Below are 21,788 nucleotides of genomic sequence, written 5' to 3'. Positions count from 1 at the left end.
TTTCTTTATAATAATTATATAACGCTATAGAATAAAATTAAGTTTTGTCTTTTTGAAATAATCACTCCCAATCTATATTAATTTAAGATTATTGCCTAAGTTATTAATATAGAATGATCTGTTTATTCCTGTCGATTTTTATTTGCAGTCTTCTCTCGACTTCTGACCTAAATACCCGCCATGATGACGTTTTGCATAGTCAACCTTCGTAAACCCTATTCTTTTCATGGTTCCCACTACAAGGATATCTCCTATAACGGTCATTACTGTCGTTGAGGTAGTTGGCGTTAAACCTAGGGTGCAGACCTCCTCAGGGCGTCCTGTGTGAATAAATACGTCTGCCTTCTGAGCAAGCAGGCTTTCCGAATCACTGGTTATGACAATAAATTTTATGCCCGGAATCAGATCTTTTGCCAATGTAATAAGCTCAATTATTTCTCTTGTCTTCCCCGAGTTGGAGATAGCTAATACAATATCATTTTCTTGTAGGATACCTAAATCTCCATGTTGAGCCTCGCTTGGATGTAGAAATACAGCCGGTGTTCCGGTCGAACTGAATGTCGTGGCAATATTCTGCGCTATCTGTCCGGCTTTGCCCATACCGCTTGTCACAAGCTTGCCTTTTTTCTGATTAACTTGTTCTACAATAAGGTCTATGGCTCTACTATATGCATCGCTGATAGGAATATTCAATATCGCAGAAGACTCATGTTCTAAAATAGAGCGTATTTCGTTTGTATCCATTTAAATTTTTTTTTGCCAAAGATACAATATTATCCCGACTTTTTACAATAAGTGCTCAGGCTGATTATAAGCCCAATTTTACAATTTAAAATAAGAAAGCATGGATAATATCCATGCTTTCTTCTCTATGTTTTTACTTACCGGAAAGAATCCAAGAAAGAGTATCTTAGTTTGTCTTGAATTTAAACTGAATTTTTGACAAGTCTTCGTTTGCCTTTTCAATTTTTCCTTTCAGATTTTCTTTGTAAGCAACCAGCTTATTGTACAAGGCTTCGTCGCCTGTGGCAATCATCTGCAATGCAAGAATTCCCGCATTTAATGAGCCATTTATACCTACAGTAGCAACCGGTATTCCCGGAGGCATTTGTACGATAGCCAGCAACGCATCCATACCATCTAGCGAAGCATCGATAGGAACTCCGATTACCGGAATCGGTGTCATAGATGCAATCACTCCGGGTAAATGGGCAGCCATACCGGCAGCAGCGATAATTACTTTTATACCTCTCTCTTTTGCTCCCTTAGCGAAAGCTTCTACACGTTCGGGAGTACGGTGTGCAGACAAAGCATTGATTTCGAATGGAACTTCCATCTCGTCAAAAAACTTTGCTGCTTTTTCCATTACGGGAAGGTCTGATGTACTTCCCATAATTATACTTATAACAGGTTTCATTTTTTAATTATTTACCAATTAGGTTTTTGTAATCAGAAGCAGAAAGCAATGTATCTAATTCAGAAGCATCGCTTACCGCTATTTTAATAATCCATCCTTTTCCGTATGGATCTTCATTTATTAGTTCGGGTTTTTCTTCCAATTCAGCATTTACCTCCAAAACTTCTCCGGATACAGGCATCAAAAGGTCTGATACTGTTTTCACAGCTTCTACACTTCCGAATACACCGTTTTGTTCTATAGTTTCACCTTCGCTGGTTACATCAACATATACGATTTCGCCCAACTCACTCTGAGCAAATTCGGTGATACCTACAAGGGCAGTGTCGCCTTCTACTTTTATCCATTCGTGGTCTTTGGAATACTTCAAATTCTCAGGAAAGTTCATAATTCTTTTATTTTTAGTTTATATATTATAAGTTTCTCAGAAACAAAATCAAACTCCAGTATGTACCGATATATACCCACAGATAGGAAACAACCGATCCGACCAGAAAACCCACATATACCTGTGCCGGAGTACTTCTGTTGAGCATCAGACGCGATACCCCTAAACACCCTGCTAAGATAAACAAAATCATGAATAAAACAGGTAGGTTGAGTCCTTTTATATTGTAGCAAACTGACAAGATGCAACCAATCATTCCTCCTATAGCTATCATATACGTGCTTATCTTCCAAAATCGTGAAATAATAGCATATATAACCAGCAATATTAAAGGAGTAAGGATAACGGCAAGGAACCAGATATACAATTTGGCAGAAAAGAAATAATAGAACAAAAGGGCATAAGAGAGGAAGAATACACTGAGAGGCAAAATCCACTCGCTCCTGTTGTCCAGATGATAATCCTTGATAACATGTGTCAATCGCAGGAAGTAAATACCCGAAACCGGAATAATGCACGAGAAAAAGATTACAGGAGTCATGAATCTTATAAACTGATTGGCAAAAAGGAATGTAAAATCAGTAGATAAAAAGATAATAGCCACACTGTATATAACCATGAAAACAGGATTTAGCACAAACGAAATTATTTGTGGTAAAATAGCCTCTTTCTCTTGTGGTGGACTGTATATAATAGATGCTCTCTGCTCTATATGGTTATTTTCTTCAACTAACGTGTACTCCTTTTCTTCTTTCATATTTCTTTTCTTAGTCGGGCGACAGGCAGATTCATCTGTTCCCTATATTTAGCTACAGTACGGCGTGCTATGATGTATCCTCGTTCGTTTAATATTTCTGATAGCTTATCGTCTGTCAAAGGTTTCTTTTTATCCTCATTTTCGATACATTCCTTTAGAATTGCTTTTACCTCACGGGAAGAGATTTCCTCTCCTGTGTCGGTTTGCATAGACTCTGAAAAGAAATACTTCAACGGGTATATTCCAAAGCTTGTTTGCACGTACTTGCTGTTACTAACCCGAGAGATTGTAGATATGTCATAGCCGGTTCGCTGCGCAACATCTTTTAGTATCATGGGTTTCAGCTGCGATTCGTCTCCCGTAAGGAAGAAGTCATATTGCATATCCATTATTGCTTGCATAGTTCGTTGTAGAGTATCTTGTCGCTGTTTGATGGCGTCAATGAACCAACGGGCTGAGTCTAGCTTTTGCTTTACAAATAATACTGTATTCTTACTGTCGAGAGACATACTTTCTTTGTTGTCCGAAAAACCTTTGAAAAGTTCAGAATATTCGCGGCTGACTCTCAGATCGGGTATATTTCGGTTATTCAAACTCAGAAATAGTTCTCCTCCATACGAGTCTATCGTAAAATCGGGTACAATCGTGCTGAGAGTAATAGATAAAGAGTCGCCCCAATTATTTCCCGGCTTGGGGTTCAGGGTTGTGATTTCCTGAATCACTTCTTTGAGTATCTCTTCGTCTATACTCAGTTGTCTGATTATCTTATCATAATGCCTTTTGGTAAATTCATCGAAAAGGTTGGTTATGATATTTATTGCATAATCTACAATCTCTGATTTTTCTTTTCTTCCCAGCTGTAGCAGCAAGCACTCTTGCAGATTGCGTGCAGCAATTCCGGCAGGTTCAAAGTCTTGAATAACTTTAAGTATCTCCTCCAGCCTTGAAACGGGGATATCTATATTTTGCTGAAAAATAAGGTCATCTGAGATTGCCGATAAAGAGCGGTCGAGATAGCCGCTTTCGTCAATGTTGCCGATAATATATTCTCCTACCTTTTGGTTTTCATCGTTCAATTCGCATTCTCCGAGCTGTTCGATAAGGTATTCATGTAGAGATGCTGCTACTGAAAACGGAATTTCTTCTTGTTTTCCTACTCCTTGTCTGTTGTTGTCGCGGAGTTGGTAATCAGGTATTTCGTCTTCGTTCATGTAGTCGCCTAGCGTGAGGTCTTCCTGCGAAATATTTGTATCGTCCTCCGAACCATATTCATCGTCATATTCGGAGTTATCATTGGGTTCGAGCCCTTCCTCCAACGCCGGATTTTCTTCGAGCTCCTGTTTTATTCGTTCTTCCAATTCAAGTACAGGCAATTCGGTTAGTTTTATAACTTGCATCTGCATAGGCGAAAGCTTCTGCTGTTGTTTGAGCTGTAATTGTTGTTTTAGAGCCATAAATACTACTGAATTCTATTAAAACAAAGATAATAATAAAAACAATATTACATTATCGATAGTTTTCTATATAGTAAGAATTCACAATCTCTGCCAATATTTTCCATTCTTCTATTTTCTGATCCAAAGTCATTCTTGCATTCGCCGAACTCGGAGAGGGCAGGGTGATAAATTTCTTTTTTGTATCGAAACCTACATATTTTTTATAAAATTCTTCCGCTTTTTTACTGGTGAAAAATATGTGTTCGATCTGAGGATATTCTTTGAAAAATTTCTTGAAATTGTTAGGCTTTTCATTTTTGATGCTGCTGTCTAAGCTTCCCTTTCCTTCGCACGATTCGAGGACATCCCATATTGCTATATTCTTCTTTATAAGGAAATCGCTTTTTTCTTTGTAGCTATCCGGTAACTCTTCCCCGAAGAGGGTGAAAATTATTCTCCAAAACTGATTGCTTTTGTGCCCGTATCTTTCTTGTTTGCGTAAAGATTCCTCGCTCGGCATTGTTCCAAGAATCAATACCTTGCAATCTTTATTTACGATAGGGGCAAATGCAATTTTTCTCATATCTCATTATTTTATGCCATGCATCATTTTCAGTAATCTTCTGGAAAGAAAGAAAAGAATGACCGACGCTGCTCCTGCCATAAATACGAATAACATGAAGAAGTCATAAAGATTTGATATCTGATAGCCTATGAATGTTTTTGGATTTTCCAATTGTTGCTTTTCCAAATTCCGTTGTACTTCAGTTTTCAGATTCTGATTTTCTATTTTAGAAAATGTTATTCGATCGAATGGAATAACCGCTGTCCCGTCTTTTTGAGTTACCAACTCCTTAAAATCTTCAGGTAATAAAGTTAATGAATTTTCTTTTTCTACCGATTGTACCAACGAAAGCTCGATAATTGGCTCAGGATAATAACTGCTTAATGTCCCTGCAAACTTATTCGCAGCAGCCGTACTCAAATACCAAACAGCCATAAGCAGCGACGCAAATCGGAGTGGAGCCAGCTTGTTTACCATCGATAATCCTATAGGCGATAAGCATAACTCTCCGAAGGTATGTATCACATAGAGGCTTATAAGCCATAGCATACTTACTTTTACTCCCGGAGCGAGCCCTTTTACTCCAAAAGCGATAATCAAATATCCTAATGCTAATAGAAATAAGCCGATAGCCTGCTTAATAGGCGATGCCGGTTCTTTTCCTCGTTTGCCCAGCTTTGTCCATAAAAACACAAACACAGGAGCAAAAACAATGATGGAAAGAGCATTTATTGCCTGAAAGTATGATGTAGGAACAGTCCAGTTTAATAGTTGAATATGTCTTTCGGTCTGTTCTTCGGCAAAATAGGTAAGAGATGCTCCTGCCTGTTCGAAGGCAGCCCAGAAGAAAATTACGAAAAATGCGATGATATAGATTACCCAGATACGTGACTGTTCTATTTTTGTAAGTGAAGAGTCTGAAATAATATATCCGGGTGCTGCGACAGCTATAGAGAAAATGATAGCTCCGATAATATCTGTTTCGAGAACAGAATAAAGCAGGAAGAATAATAAAATCCACACCATCCCCCAGATTATTATCTGTCTCGCATTCCCTTTTTTGTTTTTTGTTTCAGAGAAGTCAGACTCTTTTACTTTTGTCTTCAGTAGGTCTTTGTTGTTTGGGATCACCCCGATCGCCTCTCCTGATGGAGTCACCAGATATTTATTCTTGAAAAAGATGAAAACTACAATACCTAAAAGCATGCCTATACATCCTGCAAGAAAACCCCATTTGAAGTCGGACGGATGTCCGGTATCACCGAAGAAACCGCAAACTAATGGTGCAAAGAACGAGCCTACATTTACTCCCATATAGAATATCGTATATGCCGAATCTTTGCGACTATCTCCCGGCTCGTATAGTTGCCCAACCATCGAAGACATATTTGGTTTAAAAAAGCCGTTGCCTAAGATGAGGAATCCCAATCCCGAGAACATTAACATGGTTGCTATGTCTATACTTTCGAGGAAGCTGCCCGATAGAAACAATAGAAATTGTCCGATAGCCATAAGCGAAGCCCCTACGATTATAGAGCGTCTGTTGCCCCAATAGCGGTCGGCGATATAGCCTCCAATAAGGGGGGTAAGGTAAACAAGCCCTGTATAACTTCCGTATATCTGCCCGCTATATGCTTTGTCGAACAATAATGCTTTGAGCATATATAGAGAAAATAATGCCCGCATGCCGTAATAGCTGAAGCGCTCCCACATTTCGGTCGCAAATATGAGATAGATACCTTTAGGATGCCCTTTGGGTGAAGCGGCTAATTCTGTCTCAGAATTCATGGATAGTCTAAAATTAAAAATGATTATTATTAAAATGAATAGACCCGGATTTTTGTTTATCCGGGTCTAATTCTTTATTTCTTTATGTTTGGTAATTCAAGCCCGTAGCCCTTTGCCTTATCCTCTCGTTTGAGTAATATGGCGACTATAAGTGCCAATATCCCAAAGGAGGTGAATATTATCATGGGTAGGGTATAGTCGTATGTGAAACTTCCATCAGGTCGCTGTCCTGTAACACAATACTTTTCTAATACTTTTCCGATCAGGTAAGGAACACCCATTAATCCCCAATTTTGTACCCAGAAAATCAACGCATAAGCTGTACCCAATTTATTTTCAGGAATTATTTTAGGTACAGAAGGCCACATAGCTGAAGGCACAAGTGAAAATGCAATACCTAACAATACCATCAAGGCTGTTGCAAACCACCATACATTAAGGAATGGAATAGCAAATAAGAAATGGACAACGATAAGCAAAATAGCGCCTATCATCATTATAGATGCGCCTTTTCCTTTTTTGTCATATACACCTCCAAAGAACGGAGTTAAGAATATTGCTCCAAGTGGAAGTATTGCCGGAATGTTTCCTGCAAATTCAGGCTCCACGTTGTACTTGTTTATCATAAGGTCAACAGCATACTTCAGGAATGGAAATACTGCCGAGTAGAAGAGTACACATAATAATGCGATTAACCAGAAGCCTCTGTTTTTTACAATATACAGAATATCTGATGCTTTGAAAGGATCTTCCTGGCTTTCGCTTGTCTGAGCAATTGAAGCATCCAGCTTTCTGTCCATTACGCTGAATACGAGAAATGCGATTAATCCGATACAAAGTAAAACAAGTCCGAATAAGATAGGTGCAGAAATACTATTGAAATATTTAGCAATAGGTATAGCTCCCGATAAAGCCAAAGTTGTCCCTATACGTGCAACCGATACTTGCAGACCCATTGCCAGAGCCATTTCATAGCCTTTAAACCATCTCACAATTATTTTAGTGACAGTAATACCGGCGATTTCGACTCCCATGCCAAATATTGCAAATCCAATACTTGCCACCATAACCTGGGAGCTAATCCCGAAGATAGAACCCTCGAAAGTTTTTCCATAAGCTACTGCGTAGTATTTCAGGGCACAGCCAACAACCATTAGTATGCATGCTCCCAGACCGGTAAAACGCACTCCCATTTTATCGAGAATAATACCTCCGAAAATGAGCATAAGCAAAAACACATTGAACCATCCGTATGCACTGGTGAAAAATCCGTAGTCAGAACTATCCCATCCCAGCTGGCTTTCAAGCATTGGTTTCAATGGAGCCATAACGTCAGTAATGAAATAGCCACAAAACATAGTGAGGGCAACAACTCCCAATACGGTCCATCGGGCTGCTTTGGAGTCACTCAATTTTTGCCTTAGTATTTCGGTCATAATTAATTGATTTTTGAGTAATAAATATTCGGTTTTTGATTTTTTTTGTGCAAAAGTATCGAAAAGAATTATAATAAAGTGGCAATCTGCTAAAAAACATAGGTTAAAACTAGTTAGCAAGTCAGCCTTTTAGTACTTACACAAGGTTCGAAAAGGAGGGAGGGTGTAACTTATCTTTCGTAATGGGCTACTTATTATCCAAAAAATGTATCTTTGTTTCTAAAAATAAAACTAAGGATATGACCTTAAAGGATAAACATATTGTATTGGGTATAACCGGTAGTATTGCGGCATATAAGGCTGCTTCGCTTGCTCGTTTGCTTATAAAAGCAGGAGCCGAAGTGCAAATAGTTATAACACCTGCAGGAAAAGAATTTATCACCCCTGTTACATTATCCGCGTTGACAGGTAAACCTGTCGTTAGCGAGTTTTTCACGGCAAATGATGGTACATGGCATAGTCATGTTGATCTGGGACAATGGGCCGACCTGATGCTTATCGCACCGGCTACTGCTTCTACACTTGGCAAGATGGCAAATGGCGTTGCCGATAATATGCTTATCACCACCTATATGTCGATGAAAGCACCCGTAATGATAGCACCCGCTATGGACTTGGATATGTTTGCCCATCCTGCAACTACTCGCAATTTGGAGATTCTTCGCTCTTATGGCAATATTATTATTGAGCCTGCTGCCGGAGAGTTAGCAAGCCATTTGATAGGCAAGGGGCGGATGGAAGAACCTGAGAAAATATTATCTGCTGTTGAGGACTTTTTCAATCAACAAGAAACTCTTTCAAAAAAAAAAATACTGATAACGGCCGGACCGACTTATGAAAAAATAGACCCTGTACGTTTTATCGGGAACTATTCATCGGGTAAAATGGGTTTTGCCTTGGCTGAAGAATGTGCACGTCGTGGTGCAGAAGTCGTTTTGGTTGCAGGCCCTGTTTCACTAAAAGTAAATCACCCCAATATAAAAAGAATTGACGTGGAGTCGGCAGAGGAAATGTATAATGCGTCGGTAAAAGAATTTCCGGGAATGGATGCCGCTATTCTTTGCGCTGCCGTGGCTGATTTTCGTCCATCGGAACAGTATTCTCAAAAAGTAAAGAGAGGAGAAGATTTATTGACGATCTCTCTTGTTCCTAACAAGGATATTGCCGCATCGCTTGGTAAAATGAAGAAAGCAAACCAATTGTTGATAGGCTTTGCCTTGGAGACAAACGACGAAGAGACAAATGCCCTGAAAAAAATGGCAAAGAAAAATCTCGACTATATCGTACTTAATTCGCTTAATGACGCAGGAGCAGGATTTAAATATGATACGAATAAAGTTGCTATTTTGAAGAAAAATGGAGAGCGAAAAGATTTCGGGCTAAAATCTAAATATGATGTTGCCTCTGATATTATTGATCACACTATGCAATAAACGATATTCCTCAAATTATTTTTTTGATATATAATTATCTAATATAAGAAGGCTTTACAGAGTATGTAAAGCCTTTGTTTTTAATTTTTTAAGTAGAAAGTGACAATGCGAAAACGTATTTAAAAGTGTCACTTTTGTCACTTTTTAGGAACAATCTATATTTATATGTGTTTCATAATTAATATCTTGGAGACAAGAAATGTTGATATAAAATGAATACATTTATACGGATATTGTCACTTTCTTATTTGCAACTTGTGTGAGATGGCTAAAAGTAGACACAAAATATTAAAAATTTCACTCTTTGCACTTGCTCTGCTTGTTGTGCTTGGCCTTTCTGTGAACTGGTATATGACTTATCGCCTTAAAGACAAGTTGAATAAAACATTGGCGGAAGCAGTATCGAATGCAACAAATGGTTTTTATCGCTTTTCCTTCGAGAAGCTCTCTGTAGGGTTTCTTTCGGGAGAGCTTTCTATATACGGTCTACAACTTGTTCCCGACTCTCTTGTATTTGATCAATGGCAACAGGGAGATAGCCTTCCCAAAGTATATTATAAAATTAATGTTGAAGAAATTCACTTCAAAGGTGTTAACCTGACTTGGCGCCGAGATTATAAAAAGTTGAAGTTTAATCTCTTTGAGGTAAATTCGCCGGATATAAAAGTTTTTGAACCTACATATTCAACAGATACTCTCGATGAGCAGCATAAAAATAGAAAGTCGCAAACACTATATCAAATTGTATCTCCTTATATAAACCGACTTGCAGTAAGTAGGATCAACCTCACCAATATGAATGTTTCATATACTGTGGTCGATTCTGTATCACCTGTTGTCTACGGATTGAAGGAAGCTAACTTTTTTGCATTTAATTTCTTGTTGGATGAAAATTCTTCAGAATCGGGAAAGCTTCTGTTGTGCGATAATTTTGAGTTCTCGGCAAGTACTCCGCAATCTCTTTTGTATAGCGACGAAATTATTCTTAATACGAAGAATATTCAACTGAGTACGATCGATTCCATTATTCAAATTGACGGTGTGGATATTCACCCTAAAGATGAATTTTGGGCACGTCGTCTTGAGAAAACGGGAGATTATCTAAAAGCTACAGTGGATGAGGTGAAGGTGAAAGGGGTTGGATTTGAAAGGAGAAAAGGATTAAATCACCTTCATGCCCGTACTTTCGATATCAGGTCTACAGACATACAGTATCATAGCGTACAGGGAGCATCGGACGACTCTATCCCTGTGGAAGAGAAGAGTCTGCAAGATGAGCCTTGGTCTTTATATACAATACTGTCTCCTATTCTTTATCGGACATCTATAGACAATATAAGTGTAGAAGAAACCAAATTTAATTATGTACATACTCAAAATAACATTACGGATGTTTATACGCTCGGAAAGTTTGATTTTCATGCCAATGATTTTCTTGTAGATTCTCTTTCCGAAAAGTTGAGGAAATTCTGGTATGTGGATAACTTCACGATGATAGCAGATAATATTAATGGAACACAAAGAAGCAATAATTCTGAGTTAAATGTAAAACGCTTGTATTTAGATACGAATACTGAAAAATTTGAAATATCAGATATAAAAATCAAACCTTTATCTACCAATACTAAGAAGGATTATTTGTTCGGAGATGTGAAGTCTATAAGTGTTGATGGACTCGAATATACCGCAGGAGTTTCTGCTGAGCTTCTTAATATTGAATCGCCAAATATTGAATATTTTAAATTAACGGAAAAAAATAAAGGTAAATCAAAAGATAAAAAGAAGGTCTCACCCGAGAATGTCCTTGATTTTTTTACACCGTATTCCGATTTCTTATCTGTAAAAAGAATAAATCTGAAGAATGCAAATCTGATATATCATAATAAGGAAGACGATGAAACCTTTCGTCTGAAAGATCTGAATTTCCATGCATCCAAATTTCTTATCAGTAAAGAGACTCGGGTGACTTCACCCTATTTATTTACAAGTGATGATATAAGTCTTTCCTTTAGGGATTTTGATAATCTTCTATTCGGGAAGAAATATCAATTGCAGATAGCTGCTGTTGATGTATCTACCAGCACGGGGGAAATGGTGTTGAAGGATATCAAGTTAACTCCGCAAGCCAAATCTTGGGAACAGGCTTCCGTAGTTTATGATATTGCTTCGCCCCTGATACAGATTACAGGATTTGATAATATTGACTACTTCAAAGATAAAACAATCGCTGTTAAAGACTTTTTCGTAGAAGCTCCTCAGATAAAGGTAATGAAAACAAAAATAGATGGAGGTGATAATAAGAAGAAGGCCCTGTCTCCGGGAAAGTCTTCTTTTTTAACGAAGCTTTCTGTCGATAATTTGTCTGTAACTGATCCCAATTTTACTTATATCGGTAAAGAAGAAGATAGTTTGAGAGCTGAATTGACTGCGTTTAAATTAGATTCTTTGAAATGGAATATTCATCACAATTTGAATATCGCAGAGTTAATGTTGCAGTCTCCACAGGTATATTATGCGAATAATAGCAAAAAAGAAAAATTAGACAAAGGGGCAAGTCGTAAAATAGATCTTGAAATCCTCGGTAGAAACATCAATATAGGTAAGCTTGTCGTTTCGAATGCAAGTGTTAATCTGAATCGGCCTTCAGATACGCTTGATTTCAAGATTGCACAGTTTGATTTTTCAGGCCTTAGCTGGATTATGAAGGAAGATGGTTCTTCGTTGGATTTGGCTGCTATCAATTTTTATAAACCGACTTTGGATATACGCAAGCACTCTATAGAAAAGCAGAATATAGATTCGCAAACTGTCTCTTCACGAAAGGATATTTATTCTTTTATTGCACCCTATCTTCATAATCTGTCAGTGGGAGAGTTCAATCTTACGGATGCCAATCTCAATTACTCTAATTCTAAAACAGATAACAAAGAAGAAAGGCAAAAGCTAAACGAGACCAGCCTCTTTCTTCGTGGTCTGAATTTAGATACACAAAAGAGGAAATTTGACCTCGCTGATATTCGTTTTAATACCAAAGACCTTTCTTTTCCAATCATGGATGGATTCTATACTCTTAGTTTTGGTAATATTAATATAGATAAGAAAGGGCAGATAGCGGATGTATCCGATCTGAAGATGAAATCTACTTATCCCAAATTTGAATTTGCATACAAACATCCGAAGCATAAAGACTGGTTCGATTTTACAATGGGTAAGTTTCAGCTTTCAGGGCTCGATTATTCAGCACTGACTGCCGATAATAAGATAAAGGCTAAGCACTTGAAGATAGATGATGTTGTTTTGTTGAACCTTAAGAATCAGCAAATAAAGATAGAGCATAATATTATGCCGTTGATCTATGAGAAAATACAGAAACTGCCTGTTAAGCTAGATATCGATTCGGCAAATGTTAATAATTTCTCTGTGCTGTATGAAGAGCTGCCCAGAAACGGCAATATGTCAGGTAAGATTCACTTTGACAATATGAATGGTAAAATAAGCGGCTTGAGAAATATAGCTTCTTACCCCGAGCAATTTATTCGTTTAGATGTAGATGGTAAATTTATGGGAGGTCCTTTTACCGCTCGCTGGGATATCCCGGTAAGTGCTGATTATGATTGTTTTGTATTAGAGGCAAATATGAAGCAGTTTGATATGACGAGATTGAATGGTATATTTCTCCCTTTAGCAAAAGTTGAGTTGCAGAGTGGTATATTGCAGGATTTCTATTTCAGGACAGAGGCTTCCAGTATAGATGCCAGAGCCAATATGCTGTTTCGGTATAATGATCTTAAATTAACCCTATTCAAAGATATAGAAATTGAAGAGCAAAATAAGCTTTTGTCAAGGATTGCCAATATTCTTGTACGGTCTAATAATCCGAATAACAAGCGGTCAAAACCTCGTGTGGCTGATGTAACGCTCGATCGTGACCCTTATCACTCCACATTCAATTACTTTTGGCAGATATTGCAGCCTGCTCTTGCCGAGTCGGTAGGTGTTTCGCAACAAAAGCAAAACATGGCGAAAAAAGTAACTCAGTTTTTCTCAAAGGTCAAGAATTTCTTTACCGGAAAAAAGGAGAGTAAAGAGAAAGAAGATAAAAAGTAATTATTTACGATACAACCGTCCCTGCCACGTCTTTCTTTCCTCAAACTTTTTCAATACTTTGGCGGTGAATTCGAAGTTTTTCAACCCCCAATCAGGTGCTATCAGTAGTTGTTTCGGCGATTGAGAAATGAAACGCTCTATGATAAAGTCAGGATTAAGTTTCTCCGCAAAGTCGATACATAGGTCGATGTAATCGTCTACCTCGAACAGATTGAACCATTCGGGATGCTCCCGATATTGCCTTGCCATTACTGTTCCTTTTATCAGTTGTAGCTGGTGTAGCTTTATAGTTGTAAGTGGAAGCTTGGCTACTACGTCGGCATGTGCCAGTACCTGCTCACGGCTTTCATGAGGCAGCCCGAGAATAAGATGTGCTCCTGTATATATTCCTTTGGCTGCTGTTTTGAGTATAGCTTCTTCACTTTCCTGATGCGTGTGTCCACGATTGATAAATTCAAGAGTGGAATCAAGCGTTGATTCCAAGCCGTATTCTATGATGAGGAAAGTTCTTTTATTTAGCTCAGCGAAATAATCGAGTAACTCGTCCGGCATGCAGTCGGGGCGTGTGCCGATAATCAATCCCACAACATTGGGATATGATAATGCCTCTTCATACAGTTCAATCAGTTTCTCGATACTATCATAGGTATTTGTATATGACTGAAAGTATGCGAGGTATTTCATTTCAGGATACTTGTAAGAGAAGAAAGCAATACCATCTCTGAGTTGGTCGCTAACACTGCGTTGCTTTCCTCCATACCCCGGGCTAAAGCTTTGGTTATTGCAATATGTACATCCTCCTACGGCTTTCGACCCATCCCTGTTTGGACAAGTAAATCCCGCATTTATCGATATTTTTTGAACCTTATATGGGAAGTGTTTTGTAAGAAGCTCTCCAAATTCTTTATAGAATTTATTTTCCATTCGTCTTTTTTATTTTGGATGCAAAGGTAATGATATGCGAAATGAAATTATTATAAAGCTCATATTTTAACCACTTGGCGTATATCATTACCTATTCCCTTAATCGCATTTAGTGCATTGCGTGGTAAGCTTTCTTAGAAATTTACATGATCCGGATCTGGTCCAATACGCAGATTTTTATTTAGCGAATTTATGCTTTTGATTTCATCATCGTTCAGACTAAAGTCAAATATATTCAGATTCTCGACCATGCGCTTCTCGTTTGCTGATTTAGGTATAGTAACTACTCCACGTTGGTAATCCCAACGGAGTATTATCTGAGCCGGAGATTTGGAATACTTGTCTGCGAGGTCAGTTAATATCTTTTCGTTGAATAATCCGGTCTGATTCGCCGCAAAAGGGCTCCATGCTTCTACACGGATACCTGCTTTCTTGCAATAGTTCAAATCATTTTCTTGTACAAGATATGGGTGCAATTCTATCTGATTTACGGCAGGAGTTATGGTCGATTCTTTCGCCAATCCCTCCAAGTGGTATTGCTTGAAATTGCTAACGCCAATTGCTTTCACTTTACCAGTTTCATATATTTCCTCAAACTTTTTCCATGTTTCTATGAACTTCCCTTCTACAGGCCAGTGAACAAGATATAGATCGATGTAATCGAGATCAAGCTTTCTTAAGCTGGTCTCAAAGGCTTCTTTTACCTTGCCGCTTCGCTGGTCAGAGTTCCACATCTTTGTGGTTACGAATATTTCTTCCCGAGGAATACCCGAGTTTTTAATTGCTTTTCCTACAGCTTCTTCGTTGTGATAATACATGGCTGTGTCAATATGCCTGTATCCAACTGACAATGCGGTTCCGATCACCTTTTCAGCTTCCTTGTTGTCTTCCAAGCGGAATACGCCTAGTCCAACCCATGGTATATCTATACCATTATTCAATTTTACTTTTTCCATTTTCTGTGTAATTTATATTTGATATTTATACATTATTCGGAGAGTAACTAATTTAACAAATAAAGCAAGGGAATTGTTCCTTTTTTAAATTATGACTATTTGTTTCAAAAAAGAAATTAAAACGAATAAATTTTGCTTATTAGCCACTTCCTTGCATCTTTTTCATTTGTTTATCAGATATTTATTTATAAATTGCGAAATCTAATTTTTAGCATTACTATAAACTAATATCATGTCAGAAAACTCTTCTAAGATTAAATTCTACAGTGGAGAAAGTATTCCGCTGGAATTGCACAAGGTGCGTGTTGTACAAAAATTACATTTAGTCGCAATTGAACGTCGTTTGGAAGCTCTTTACGAAGCCGGATTTAATACATTCAGGCTCGACACAAAAGATGTTTTCCTGGATATGCTTACCGATAGCGGTACCAATGCATTGAGTGATCGCCAGATGGGTGCTATGATGATAGCCGATGATGCTTACGCCGGATCGCAAAGCTTTGTCCGCTATCAGAAAGCTGTGGAGGAAGTACTCGGTAAAAAATATCTTCTTCCCGTACATCAGGGTCGTGCCGCAGAGAATATCATATCCAACGCTTATATTCGTAAGGGAAGCATTGTGCCGATGAACTATCACTTCACTACAGCAATGGCACACATTACCCAATATGGAGGTAAAATCGAAGAATTGCTCTATGATGAAGCCTATGTGATAAATAGCAAGCATCCCTTTAAGGGGAATATGAACCTTGAAAAGTTGGAGAAATGCATCAACAAACATGGTGCTGCCAATATTCCTTATATCCGCATGGAAGCGTCTACCAACCTTATTGGAGGACAACCTTTCTCGATGGAAAACTTTCGGGGTGTGCGTGCTATTGCCGATAAATACAAAATACGCCTTGTCCTCGATGCTAGTTTGCTAGGAGAAAATGCATGGCTCATCAAGCAACGTGAGGAGGAGTTTAAGAACAGCTCGATGGCTGAGATTATCCTTGCGATGACCGATCTTGCTGACTTGGTTTACTTCTCGGCACGAAAGCTGAGCTCGTCTCGTGGGGGTGGTATCTGTACAAATGATTACGCCATCATGAAGGAGTTGGAACCGCTTGTTCCTCTGTTCGAAGGATTCCTTACCTATGGCGGTATGTCGGTTCGTGAGATAGAAGCCATTGCAATCGGATTATATGAAACATTGGATGAAGGCATGATATGCCAAAGCCCCCAGTTTATTGAATATCTGGTTAATGCTTTTGAAAAGAAAGGCATTCCTGTCGTGACACCTCCCGGTGTATTAGGCGCGCACGTCAATGCGATGGAAATCTGTTCTCATATCCCTCAGAAAGAATATCCGGCGGGTGCTTTAGCCGCTGCGTTTTTCCTTATCTCGGGTGTACGTGGTATGGAGAGAGGGTCGGTATCTAACCAGCGTGATGAATATGGAAACGAGACTTATGCCGATATGGAATTACTTCGCTTGGCTGTTCCTCGCCGTGTGTTTACTCTTTCACAAATCAAATATGTAGAAGACCGAATGACGTGGCTGTATGAGAATCGGAATCTGATAGGAGGGCGAACCGCCTGTCCTTCGCTTTTTTATGGGAGGGCTCGAACCGATAAATGATTGGCCGCAGCGATTGATGGCTAAATTCCGAGAAGATTTTGGAGATAGTTTATAAAAGACTCGAAATAATATCACTACGGCATGGGCTTTATCGCTTATGCCGTTTTTATTTTCTATGTCTTTTGTCGAAGCGGAATTATTAAAAGGTGACAAAAGTGACACTTTTTATCCTATTTTTTAATGTTACTTTTCTTTATTGTGCAGCTACTAAAATATCCGATTATATCAAAGAACTCTTTATATAAGATAATTTTTAGAATAATAAATCTTCTATGATTCCAAACCACAAATAACTTTTTTTACTAAAATATTAATTGTCAGTTTGTTTTATAATATAAAATATTTTATATTTGTATATATATTATAAAGTAAAATTATTGCTTATGAAAAAGCTTTATAAAGTTAATTTCTTATCCAGATTTATATTTTTGTTGATAACACCCGTTTTTTTTCAATTCTTTGTATTGGGATTTATCTGGCATTCTATCTATTGGGGGGTAATAACAGTAACGCTTATTCTCTGGACTTTTTTTATCCTTGTTTCTCCTTTATTCGGGAGGATCGGTTGTGGGTGGTTCTGTTTTATGGGTACTACTTCAGATATGTCCGGTCAATGCACTTTTTTTAAGATGAAATGGAAAAAACCTCGGCTTTGGCTTAGGCTTCTGTTGTTGATTTTATTTTTTGCATCCGCATTTGTGTTTTACATTCTTAATAAAGAGCGGGGGCTTACTCATGGCTTTGCAATAATACCGTGTTTCTTGCCTCTCAATTTCGATATGCATTACAAGGTCGTTTGGATGATAGACATTTTTAGTGCTGCTATAATCTCATTTTTTCTTAGTAGAAGATGGATGTGTAAAAATATGTGCGGGGTAGGGACATTATGTTCAGCGGGGGCAAATTATTCACGGTTACTTCCGGTTGTAGATGAGAGTTGTTCTTTATGTGGGAAGTGTGAAAAAGAATGTCTCGTTGCTATTCCTATAACCGACTACATAAAAAACAACGATGGGCTGATAACTAATTCAGAGTGTATCTTGTGTGGAAAGTGTACCGAAGTTTGTCATTCCCAATCTATTTCGCTTAAATTTGTGTGGAACAGATCGGCACATAGAGCTAAACGAAAGAATGTTCAACAGAAAAATTAATATAAATTTACCACTTTAAAACTATGGAAGATCGTAAGATAGATGAGGTTGAAAGTCTTGAACTTATCACATTGATGATAAAAAATGCTCGGACTAATTTAAGGGCGAGGATAAATTGCAACATTCTACTAGGGTGGGGTTATACGGTAGTAAGTATTTCCTTATTTGTTTGTTTTTTTAAGGTCTATAAAATTTTTGTATATTCTTCTTTTCTGTGGCTTTTGATTCCTGTTATAGGCTTTTCCATTGCAAAATATTTTTCCTCGAAAGATAAAGCCAGTGTAAAATCTTATCTGGATAAAACAATTGACTATATTTCTGTCTTGTTTGCTATTGTATGTAGTGTTCTTGGTCTATTGGCTATTTGGATTGACTTTTCTATTCTTTTTATAGAAGGCGTTTTATTCAGCATGTGGATAATTATTATTGGAATACTTATTAAATATAAGCCTGTGATATATGGAGGTATTGTAGGTCTTGTTATTTCGTTTTGTGTATTATTGGTTCGCGGAGAAGTTTGCTCTATCTTTGTCTTTGCCTTCATTCCTGTTTTTTCTTTAATTATACCTGGTCATATCTTTAAAAAGTCATTATCTGAAAATGTTTAAAGGACTCAATCCCATACTTCATTCCGAGCTGCGACTGGCTGTTGTTTCACTTCTGATATCTATTCAGGAGGCAGATTTTATGTATATTATGGAACAAACTAAGTCTACAGGCGGTAATCTAAGTGTTCAGATTGAGAAATTGAGCAATGCCGGATATATTGAAGTGACAAAAACGTTTAAGAATAAGAGGCCTTGTACTATTTGCAAGATTACAGCTGATGGAATAAGGGCCTTTGAAGAATATGTACAGGCTATTAAATCATATATTGAAAAGTAAATCTTCTTTACTAACTAATTAATTTTTTCTTAGTTTTGTATTCAAAGCAAACTATCAAAAAAAATAATAGCATGAAAAACATCTTTACGTATGGCATTCTATGTGCCCTTATTTTCTCTGGTTTCTGTTCGTGTGGCAAGAAGTCAAAGACATCAGGTGAATCTTCACGCCCGGTTATTATCGCTTATGTAGGAGGATATAATGGTTTAGTGGATGTAGACAAAATCTCACCTAACAAAATTACGCATATCAACTATGCCTTTGTCGATGTAAAGGATGGAAAAGCATTTCTTACCAATGAGGCGACCGATACGACGAATTTCAGGAAGCTAAACGAATTGAGGCAGCAAAACCCTGATCTCAAAATCTTGATCTCTATCGGAGGCTGGTCTTGGAGCCGTAATTTTTCGGACGCCGTGCTGACTACTGAAGGACAGAAAACATTTGCTAAATCTGCGGTGGAAATTATGAAAAACAATAATCTCGACGGGGTAGACATCGATTGGGAATATCCTGCTCTTGCGGGTGATGTGGGGAATGTATACCGTCCCGAAGACAAGCATAATTATACGTTGATGTTTGCTGCTATCAGAGCTGAGCTTGATGCTTTGGAAAAAGAGACTGATAAGAAATATCTATTAACAACGGCTGTTGGTGGTTTTCAGCAGTTTGTAGATAGTACCGAAATGAATAAAGCACAGGAATATCTCGATTATGTAAATATCATGACCTACGATTCGCAAAGTAATGAACAAGCAATACACCATACCAATCTCTATCCTTCCGACAAATATCCGCAAAAGCAAGGGGCTGATGTTGCCGTAAAAGCTTATTTAGCCGCCGGTGTTCCGGCCGAAAAGCTAGTGATGGGTATTGCTTTTTACGGACGAGCTTTTAATCTGAAGAAAGGAGCGTCTAAAGGTATTGGCGATCCTGTTGCAGAACAGATAAGGGGTAGGGGGTATACCTACATCAAGGATAGCCTTGTAAATCAGAACGAGTACTATCGATATTGGGATGAGAGTGCACGTGCACCATACTTGTTCAATTTCTACAAAGGAGTATTTGTTACTTACGACGATGAGGAGTCAGTAAAAGAAAAATGTAAGTATGTATTGGATAATAAAATGGGAGGCGTAATGTTTTGGGAATATAGCTCCGATCCTAAAGAATATTTGTTGAACGAAATAAACAAGGTACTTAAATAATAAAGTTTAACAGTATCAAATTTTCATATTGAACTTCTGTTTGTACTTTTGAGAATAAAGTGCAACGAATGATATAGCAAGCCACTTTATATTCAAATAATGTGGTTTGCTTTATTTAATAGATTATAAATGAGGAAAAGACGGATACTTTGGGCTGACGATGAAATTTATATGCTACGATCGCATATCCTTTTTTTAGAAGAGAAGGGATATGAAGTCACTCCAGTAAATAGTGGTCAGGATGCTATTGATAGTATAAAAAGCGAATCTTTCGACATTGTTTTTCTTGACGAGAATATGCCCGGTGTTTCGGGGCTCGATGCATTGAGCATCATCAAAGAGATCAACCCCAATATTCCCGTTATTATGATTACAAAAAGCGAAGATGAGGGGATTATGACTCATGCTATTGGGAAAAAGATAGCAGACTATCTTATCAAGCCCGTCAATCCCAATCAAATCCTCCTTTCCATCAAGAAAAACCTGCATAAGGACGATATTGTTTTAGAGGTTACAGTTGAAGGTTATCGCGAAGAATTTAATAAAATCAGTGCACAGATAAATGATTCGAATACGTACGAGCAATGGGTTGACATTTACAAAAAGCTTGTTTATTGGGAGCTTGAGCTGGCAGCATCAGACAGCCCTTTAATGGACTTGCTTCGGATACAAAAAAATGAAGCTAATAATAGTTACTGTAAGTTCGTAAAGAAGAATTATGAGTCGTGGGTACAAAATCCGGATAAGAGACCTTTGATAAGCCCTGAGCTTTTTTCGCAGAAAGTATTTCCACTTTTGGATAATGGCGAAAAATTATTCTTTATCCTTATTGATAATTTCAGACTCGATCAGTGGTCTGATATAAAAGACCTTTTGGCAAATGATTTTACAATTTCCGAAGACGAATACTTAAGCATATTACCCACTGCGACTCAATATGCACGCAACGCCATTTTTTCGGGGCTGATGCCTTCCCAAATGGCCAAATTGTATCCCGACCTTTGGGTGGATGAAGATGAGGATGAAAGTAAAAACCTCAATGAAGAAGCCTTACTGCAAAACCAGATTGAGCGATACAGGAAAAATTATACTTTCTCATACAATAAGCTACTGTCCTCTTCATCGGGAGAAAAGCTGCTGCAAGGGATGGATCGGCTAAGCAATAAGCAACTGAATGTAGTTGTTATCAACTTTGTGGATATGCTTTCCCATGCCCGTACAGAATCAAGAATGATACGGGAACTTGCATCCGACGAAGCAGCCTATCGCTCTTTGACTCGGTCTTGGTTTAAACATTCGAGTACAATGGATATTCTGAAGAAGGCAAAAGCAATGGGATATAAAATTATTTTGACTACCGATCACGGAACGATACGGGTAAAAAATCCGCTCAAGGTAATTGGCGATAAGACGGTGAATACGAATATTCGTTACAAGGTAGGGCGCAATCTGGATTATGACCGCAAAAAAGTATACGACATTCATTCTCCTGAAAAGATAGGCTTACCCGCATTGCATATCAGCTCTAAGTATATCTTTGCTACAGGCGACGATTTTTTTGCTTATCCGAATAATTATAATTACTACGTGTCTTATTACACAGATACCTTTCAGCATGGGGGCATTTCGCTCGAAGAAATGATTGTTCCTTTTATTACTTTGATCGGGAAATAACAGAAAATTTGTTTTCCAAAATATATCTTTGCAATCAGA

Annotated in this window: 18 protein-coding genes; 8 read left to right on the top strand and 10 right to left on the bottom strand. The window is 37.9% G+C overall.

The genetic code is table 11. From position 1 onward, the window contains the following. Positions 1-138 precede the first annotated feature (138 nt). The 8 genes from QOX35_RS01865 to QOX35_RS01830 form a co-directional block, all read right to left on the bottom strand. Positions 139-744: an SIS domain-containing protein gene (locus QOX35_RS01865; RefSeq protein ID WP_006841631.1), complete on the bottom strand. Its 606-nt coding sequence runs from the start codon at positions 742-744 to the stop codon at positions 139-141. Between the two features lie 166 nt (positions 745-910). Further along, positions 911-1,417, bottom strand: coding sequence for a 5-(carboxyamino)imidazole ribonucleotide mutase (gene purE, locus QOX35_RS01860; protein WP_006841632.1), 507 nt, complete (start codon positions 1,415-1,417; stop codon positions 911-913). Between the two features lie 7 nt (positions 1,418-1,424). After that, positions 1,425-1,805, bottom strand: a complete 381-nt coding sequence (gene gcvH / locus QOX35_RS01855) for a glycine cleavage system protein GcvH (protein ID WP_135105369.1) — start codon at positions 1,803-1,805, stop codon at positions 1,425-1,427. Between the two features lie 25 nt (positions 1,806-1,830). Continuing rightward, on the bottom strand, positions 1,831-2,562 hold the full coding sequence (locus QOX35_RS01850; RefSeq protein WP_283685551.1) for a hypothetical protein: 732 nt from the start codon (positions 2,560-2,562) through the stop codon (positions 1,831-1,833). Further along, positions 2,559-4,016 (bottom strand): RNA polymerase factor sigma-54, encoded by a 1,458-nt coding sequence (gene rpoN / locus QOX35_RS01845; protein WP_283685550.1) that lies wholly within the window; start codon positions 4,014-4,016, stop codon positions 2,559-2,561. Before rpoN ends, QOX35_RS01850 begins: the two co-directional genes overlap by 4 nt. A gap of 52 nt (positions 4,017-4,068) precedes the next feature. Then, the gene (locus tag QOX35_RS01840) at positions 4,069-4,581 is read right to left on the bottom strand and encodes a DNA-deoxyinosine glycosylase (RefSeq protein WP_283685549.1); all 513 of its coding nucleotides are present in this window, start codon (positions 4,579-4,581) and stop codon (positions 4,069-4,071) included. Positions 4,582-4,587: 6 nt separating this feature from the next. Further along, positions 4,588-6,351, bottom strand: coding sequence for a peptide MFS transporter (locus tag QOX35_RS01835; RefSeq protein ID WP_283685548.1), 1,764 nt, complete (start codon positions 6,349-6,351; stop codon positions 4,588-4,590). A gap of 74 nt (positions 6,352-6,425) precedes the next feature. After that, positions 6,426-7,787 (bottom strand): MFS transporter, encoded by a 1,362-nt coding sequence (locus QOX35_RS01830; RefSeq protein ID WP_283685547.1) that lies wholly within the window; start codon positions 7,785-7,787, stop codon positions 6,426-6,428. Between the two features lie 239 nt (positions 7,788-8,026). Here QOX35_RS01830 and coaBC point away from each other — a divergent pair, with 239 nt between their 5' ends. Further along, complete coding sequence (coaBC, locus tag QOX35_RS01825; protein ID WP_283685546.1) at positions 8,027-9,220, top strand: bifunctional phosphopantothenoylcysteine decarboxylase/phosphopantothenate--cysteine ligase CoaBC; 1,194 nt, start codon at positions 8,027-8,029, stop codon at positions 9,218-9,220. Positions 9,221-9,484: 264 nt separating this feature from the next. Next, on the top strand, positions 9,485-13,327 hold the full coding sequence (locus QOX35_RS01820) for a hypothetical protein (protein WP_283685545.1): 3,843 nt from the start codon (positions 9,485-9,487) through the stop codon (positions 13,325-13,327). Here the strand turns inward: QOX35_RS01820 and mnmL are convergent, their stop codons facing one another. Both mnmL and QOX35_RS01810 read right to left on the bottom strand, forming a co-directional pair. Beyond that, complete coding sequence (gene mnmL / locus QOX35_RS01815; RefSeq protein WP_135105377.1) at positions 13,328-14,251, bottom strand: tRNA modification radical SAM protein MnmL/YtqA; 924 nt, start codon at positions 14,249-14,251, stop codon at positions 13,328-13,330. Between the two features lie 134 nt (positions 14,252-14,385). Continuing rightward, a complete protein-coding gene (locus QOX35_RS01810) occupies positions 14,386-15,207 on the bottom strand; it encodes an aldo/keto reductase (protein ID WP_283685544.1) in 822 nt (273 codons plus the stop codon). A 232-nt stretch (positions 15,208-15,439) separates the two neighbouring features. On the opposite strand from QOX35_RS01810, the gene QOX35_RS01805 reads away from it, so the two are divergent. The 6 genes from QOX35_RS01805 to porX all read left to right on the top strand — a co-directional run bounded on the left by QOX35_RS01805 (position 15,440) and on the right by porX (position 21,749). Next, positions 15,440-16,831, top strand: a complete 1,392-nt coding sequence (locus QOX35_RS01805; protein ID WP_283685543.1) for a tryptophanase — start codon at positions 15,440-15,442, stop codon at positions 16,829-16,831. A 383-nt stretch (positions 16,832-17,214) separates the two neighbouring features. Continuing rightward, complete coding sequence (locus QOX35_RS01800; RefSeq protein ID WP_283685542.1) at positions 17,215-17,982, top strand: 4Fe-4S binding protein; 768 nt, start codon at positions 17,215-17,217, stop codon at positions 17,980-17,982. Between the two features lie 23 nt (positions 17,983-18,005). Next, complete coding sequence (locus tag QOX35_RS01795) at positions 18,006-18,590, top strand: hypothetical protein (RefSeq protein WP_283685541.1); 585 nt, start codon at positions 18,006-18,008, stop codon at positions 18,588-18,590. Beyond that, positions 18,583-18,867 carry a winged helix-turn-helix domain-containing protein gene (locus QOX35_RS01790; RefSeq protein WP_283685540.1) on the top strand — a complete coding sequence of 95 codons (285 nt, stop codon included), beginning with the start codon at positions 18,583-18,585 and terminating at the stop codon, positions 18,865-18,867. The genes QOX35_RS01795 and QOX35_RS01790 overlap by 8 nt, the downstream gene beginning before the upstream one ends. A 71-nt stretch (positions 18,868-18,938) precedes the next feature. Next, positions 18,939-20,075, top strand: coding sequence for a glycoside hydrolase family 18 protein (locus tag QOX35_RS01785; protein WP_283685539.1), 1,137 nt, complete (start codon positions 18,939-18,941; stop codon positions 20,073-20,075). A gap of 129 nt (positions 20,076-20,204) precedes the next feature. Further along, entirely contained in the window at positions 20,205-21,749 is a 1,545-nt protein-coding gene (gene porX / locus QOX35_RS01780; RefSeq protein ID WP_283685538.1) for a T9SS response regulator signal transducer PorX, read from the top strand. Positions 21,750-21,788 lie beyond the last annotated feature (39 nt).

The organism is Dysgonomonas sp. Marseille-Q5470, assembly GCF_951230145.1.
Taxonomy (GTDB): domain Bacteria; phylum Bacteroidota; class Bacteroidia; order Bacteroidales; family Dysgonomonadaceae; genus Dysgonomonas.
The sequence above is the reverse complement of the archived record's forward strand: the minus strand, read 5'-3'. Positions and strand labels throughout refer to the sequence as shown.

Bases quoted from the DNA above. Each gene is read 5' to 3' on its own strand.
- QOX35_RS01865 (WP_006841631.1), bottom strand. From the start codon at position 744: ATGGATACAAACGAAATACGCTCTATTTTAGAACATGAGTCTTCTGCG.
- purE (WP_006841632.1), bottom strand. From the start codon at position 1,417: ATGAAACCTGTTATAAGTATAATTATGGGAAGTACATCAGACCTTCCC.
- gcvH (WP_135105369.1), bottom strand. From the start codon at position 1,805: ATGAACTTTCCTGAGAATTTGAAGTATTCCAAAGACCACGAATGGATA.
- QOX35_RS01850 (WP_283685551.1), bottom strand. From the start codon at position 2,562: ATGAAAGAAGAAAAGGAGTACACGTTAGTTGAAGAAAATAACCATATA.
- rpoN (WP_283685550.1), bottom strand. From the start codon at position 4,016: ATGGCTCTAAAACAACAATTACAGCTCAAACAACAGCAGAAGCTTTCG.
- QOX35_RS01840 (WP_283685549.1), bottom strand. From the start codon at position 4,581: ATGAGAAAAATTGCATTTGCCCCTATCGTAAATAAAGATTGCAAGGTA.
- QOX35_RS01835 (WP_283685548.1), bottom strand. From the start codon at position 6,351: ATGAATTCTGAGACAGAATTAGCCGCTTCACCCAAAGGGCATCCTAAA.
- QOX35_RS01830 (WP_283685547.1), bottom strand. From the start codon at position 7,787: ATGACCGAAATACTAAGGCAAAAATTGAGTGACTCCAAAGCAGCCCGA.
- coaBC (WP_283685546.1), top strand. From the start codon at position 8,027: ATGACCTTAAAGGATAAACATATTGTATTGGGTATAACCGGTAGTATT.
- QOX35_RS01820 (WP_283685545.1), top strand. From the start codon at position 9,485: ATGGCTAAAAGTAGACACAAAATATTAAAAATTTCACTCTTTGCACTT.
- mnmL (WP_135105377.1), bottom strand. From the start codon at position 14,251: ATGGAAAATAAATTCTATAAAGAATTTGGAGAGCTTCTTACAAAACAC.
- QOX35_RS01810 (WP_283685544.1), bottom strand. From the start codon at position 15,207: ATGGAAAAAGTAAAATTGAATAATGGTATAGATATACCATGGGTTGGA.
- QOX35_RS01805 (WP_283685543.1), top strand. From the start codon at position 15,440: ATGTCAGAAAACTCTTCTAAGATTAAATTCTACAGTGGAGAAAGTATT.
- QOX35_RS01800 (WP_283685542.1), top strand. From the start codon at position 17,215: ATGAAAAAGCTTTATAAAGTTAATTTCTTATCCAGATTTATATTTTTG.
- QOX35_RS01795 (WP_283685541.1), top strand. From the start codon at position 18,006: ATGGAAGATCGTAAGATAGATGAGGTTGAAAGTCTTGAACTTATCACA.
- QOX35_RS01790 (WP_283685540.1), top strand. From the start codon at position 18,583: ATGTTTAAAGGACTCAATCCCATACTTCATTCCGAGCTGCGACTGGCT.
- QOX35_RS01785 (WP_283685539.1), top strand. From the start codon at position 18,939: ATGAAAAACATCTTTACGTATGGCATTCTATGTGCCCTTATTTTCTCT.
- porX (WP_283685538.1), top strand. From the start codon at position 20,205: ATGAGGAAAAGACGGATACTTTGGGCTGACGATGAAATTTATATGCTA.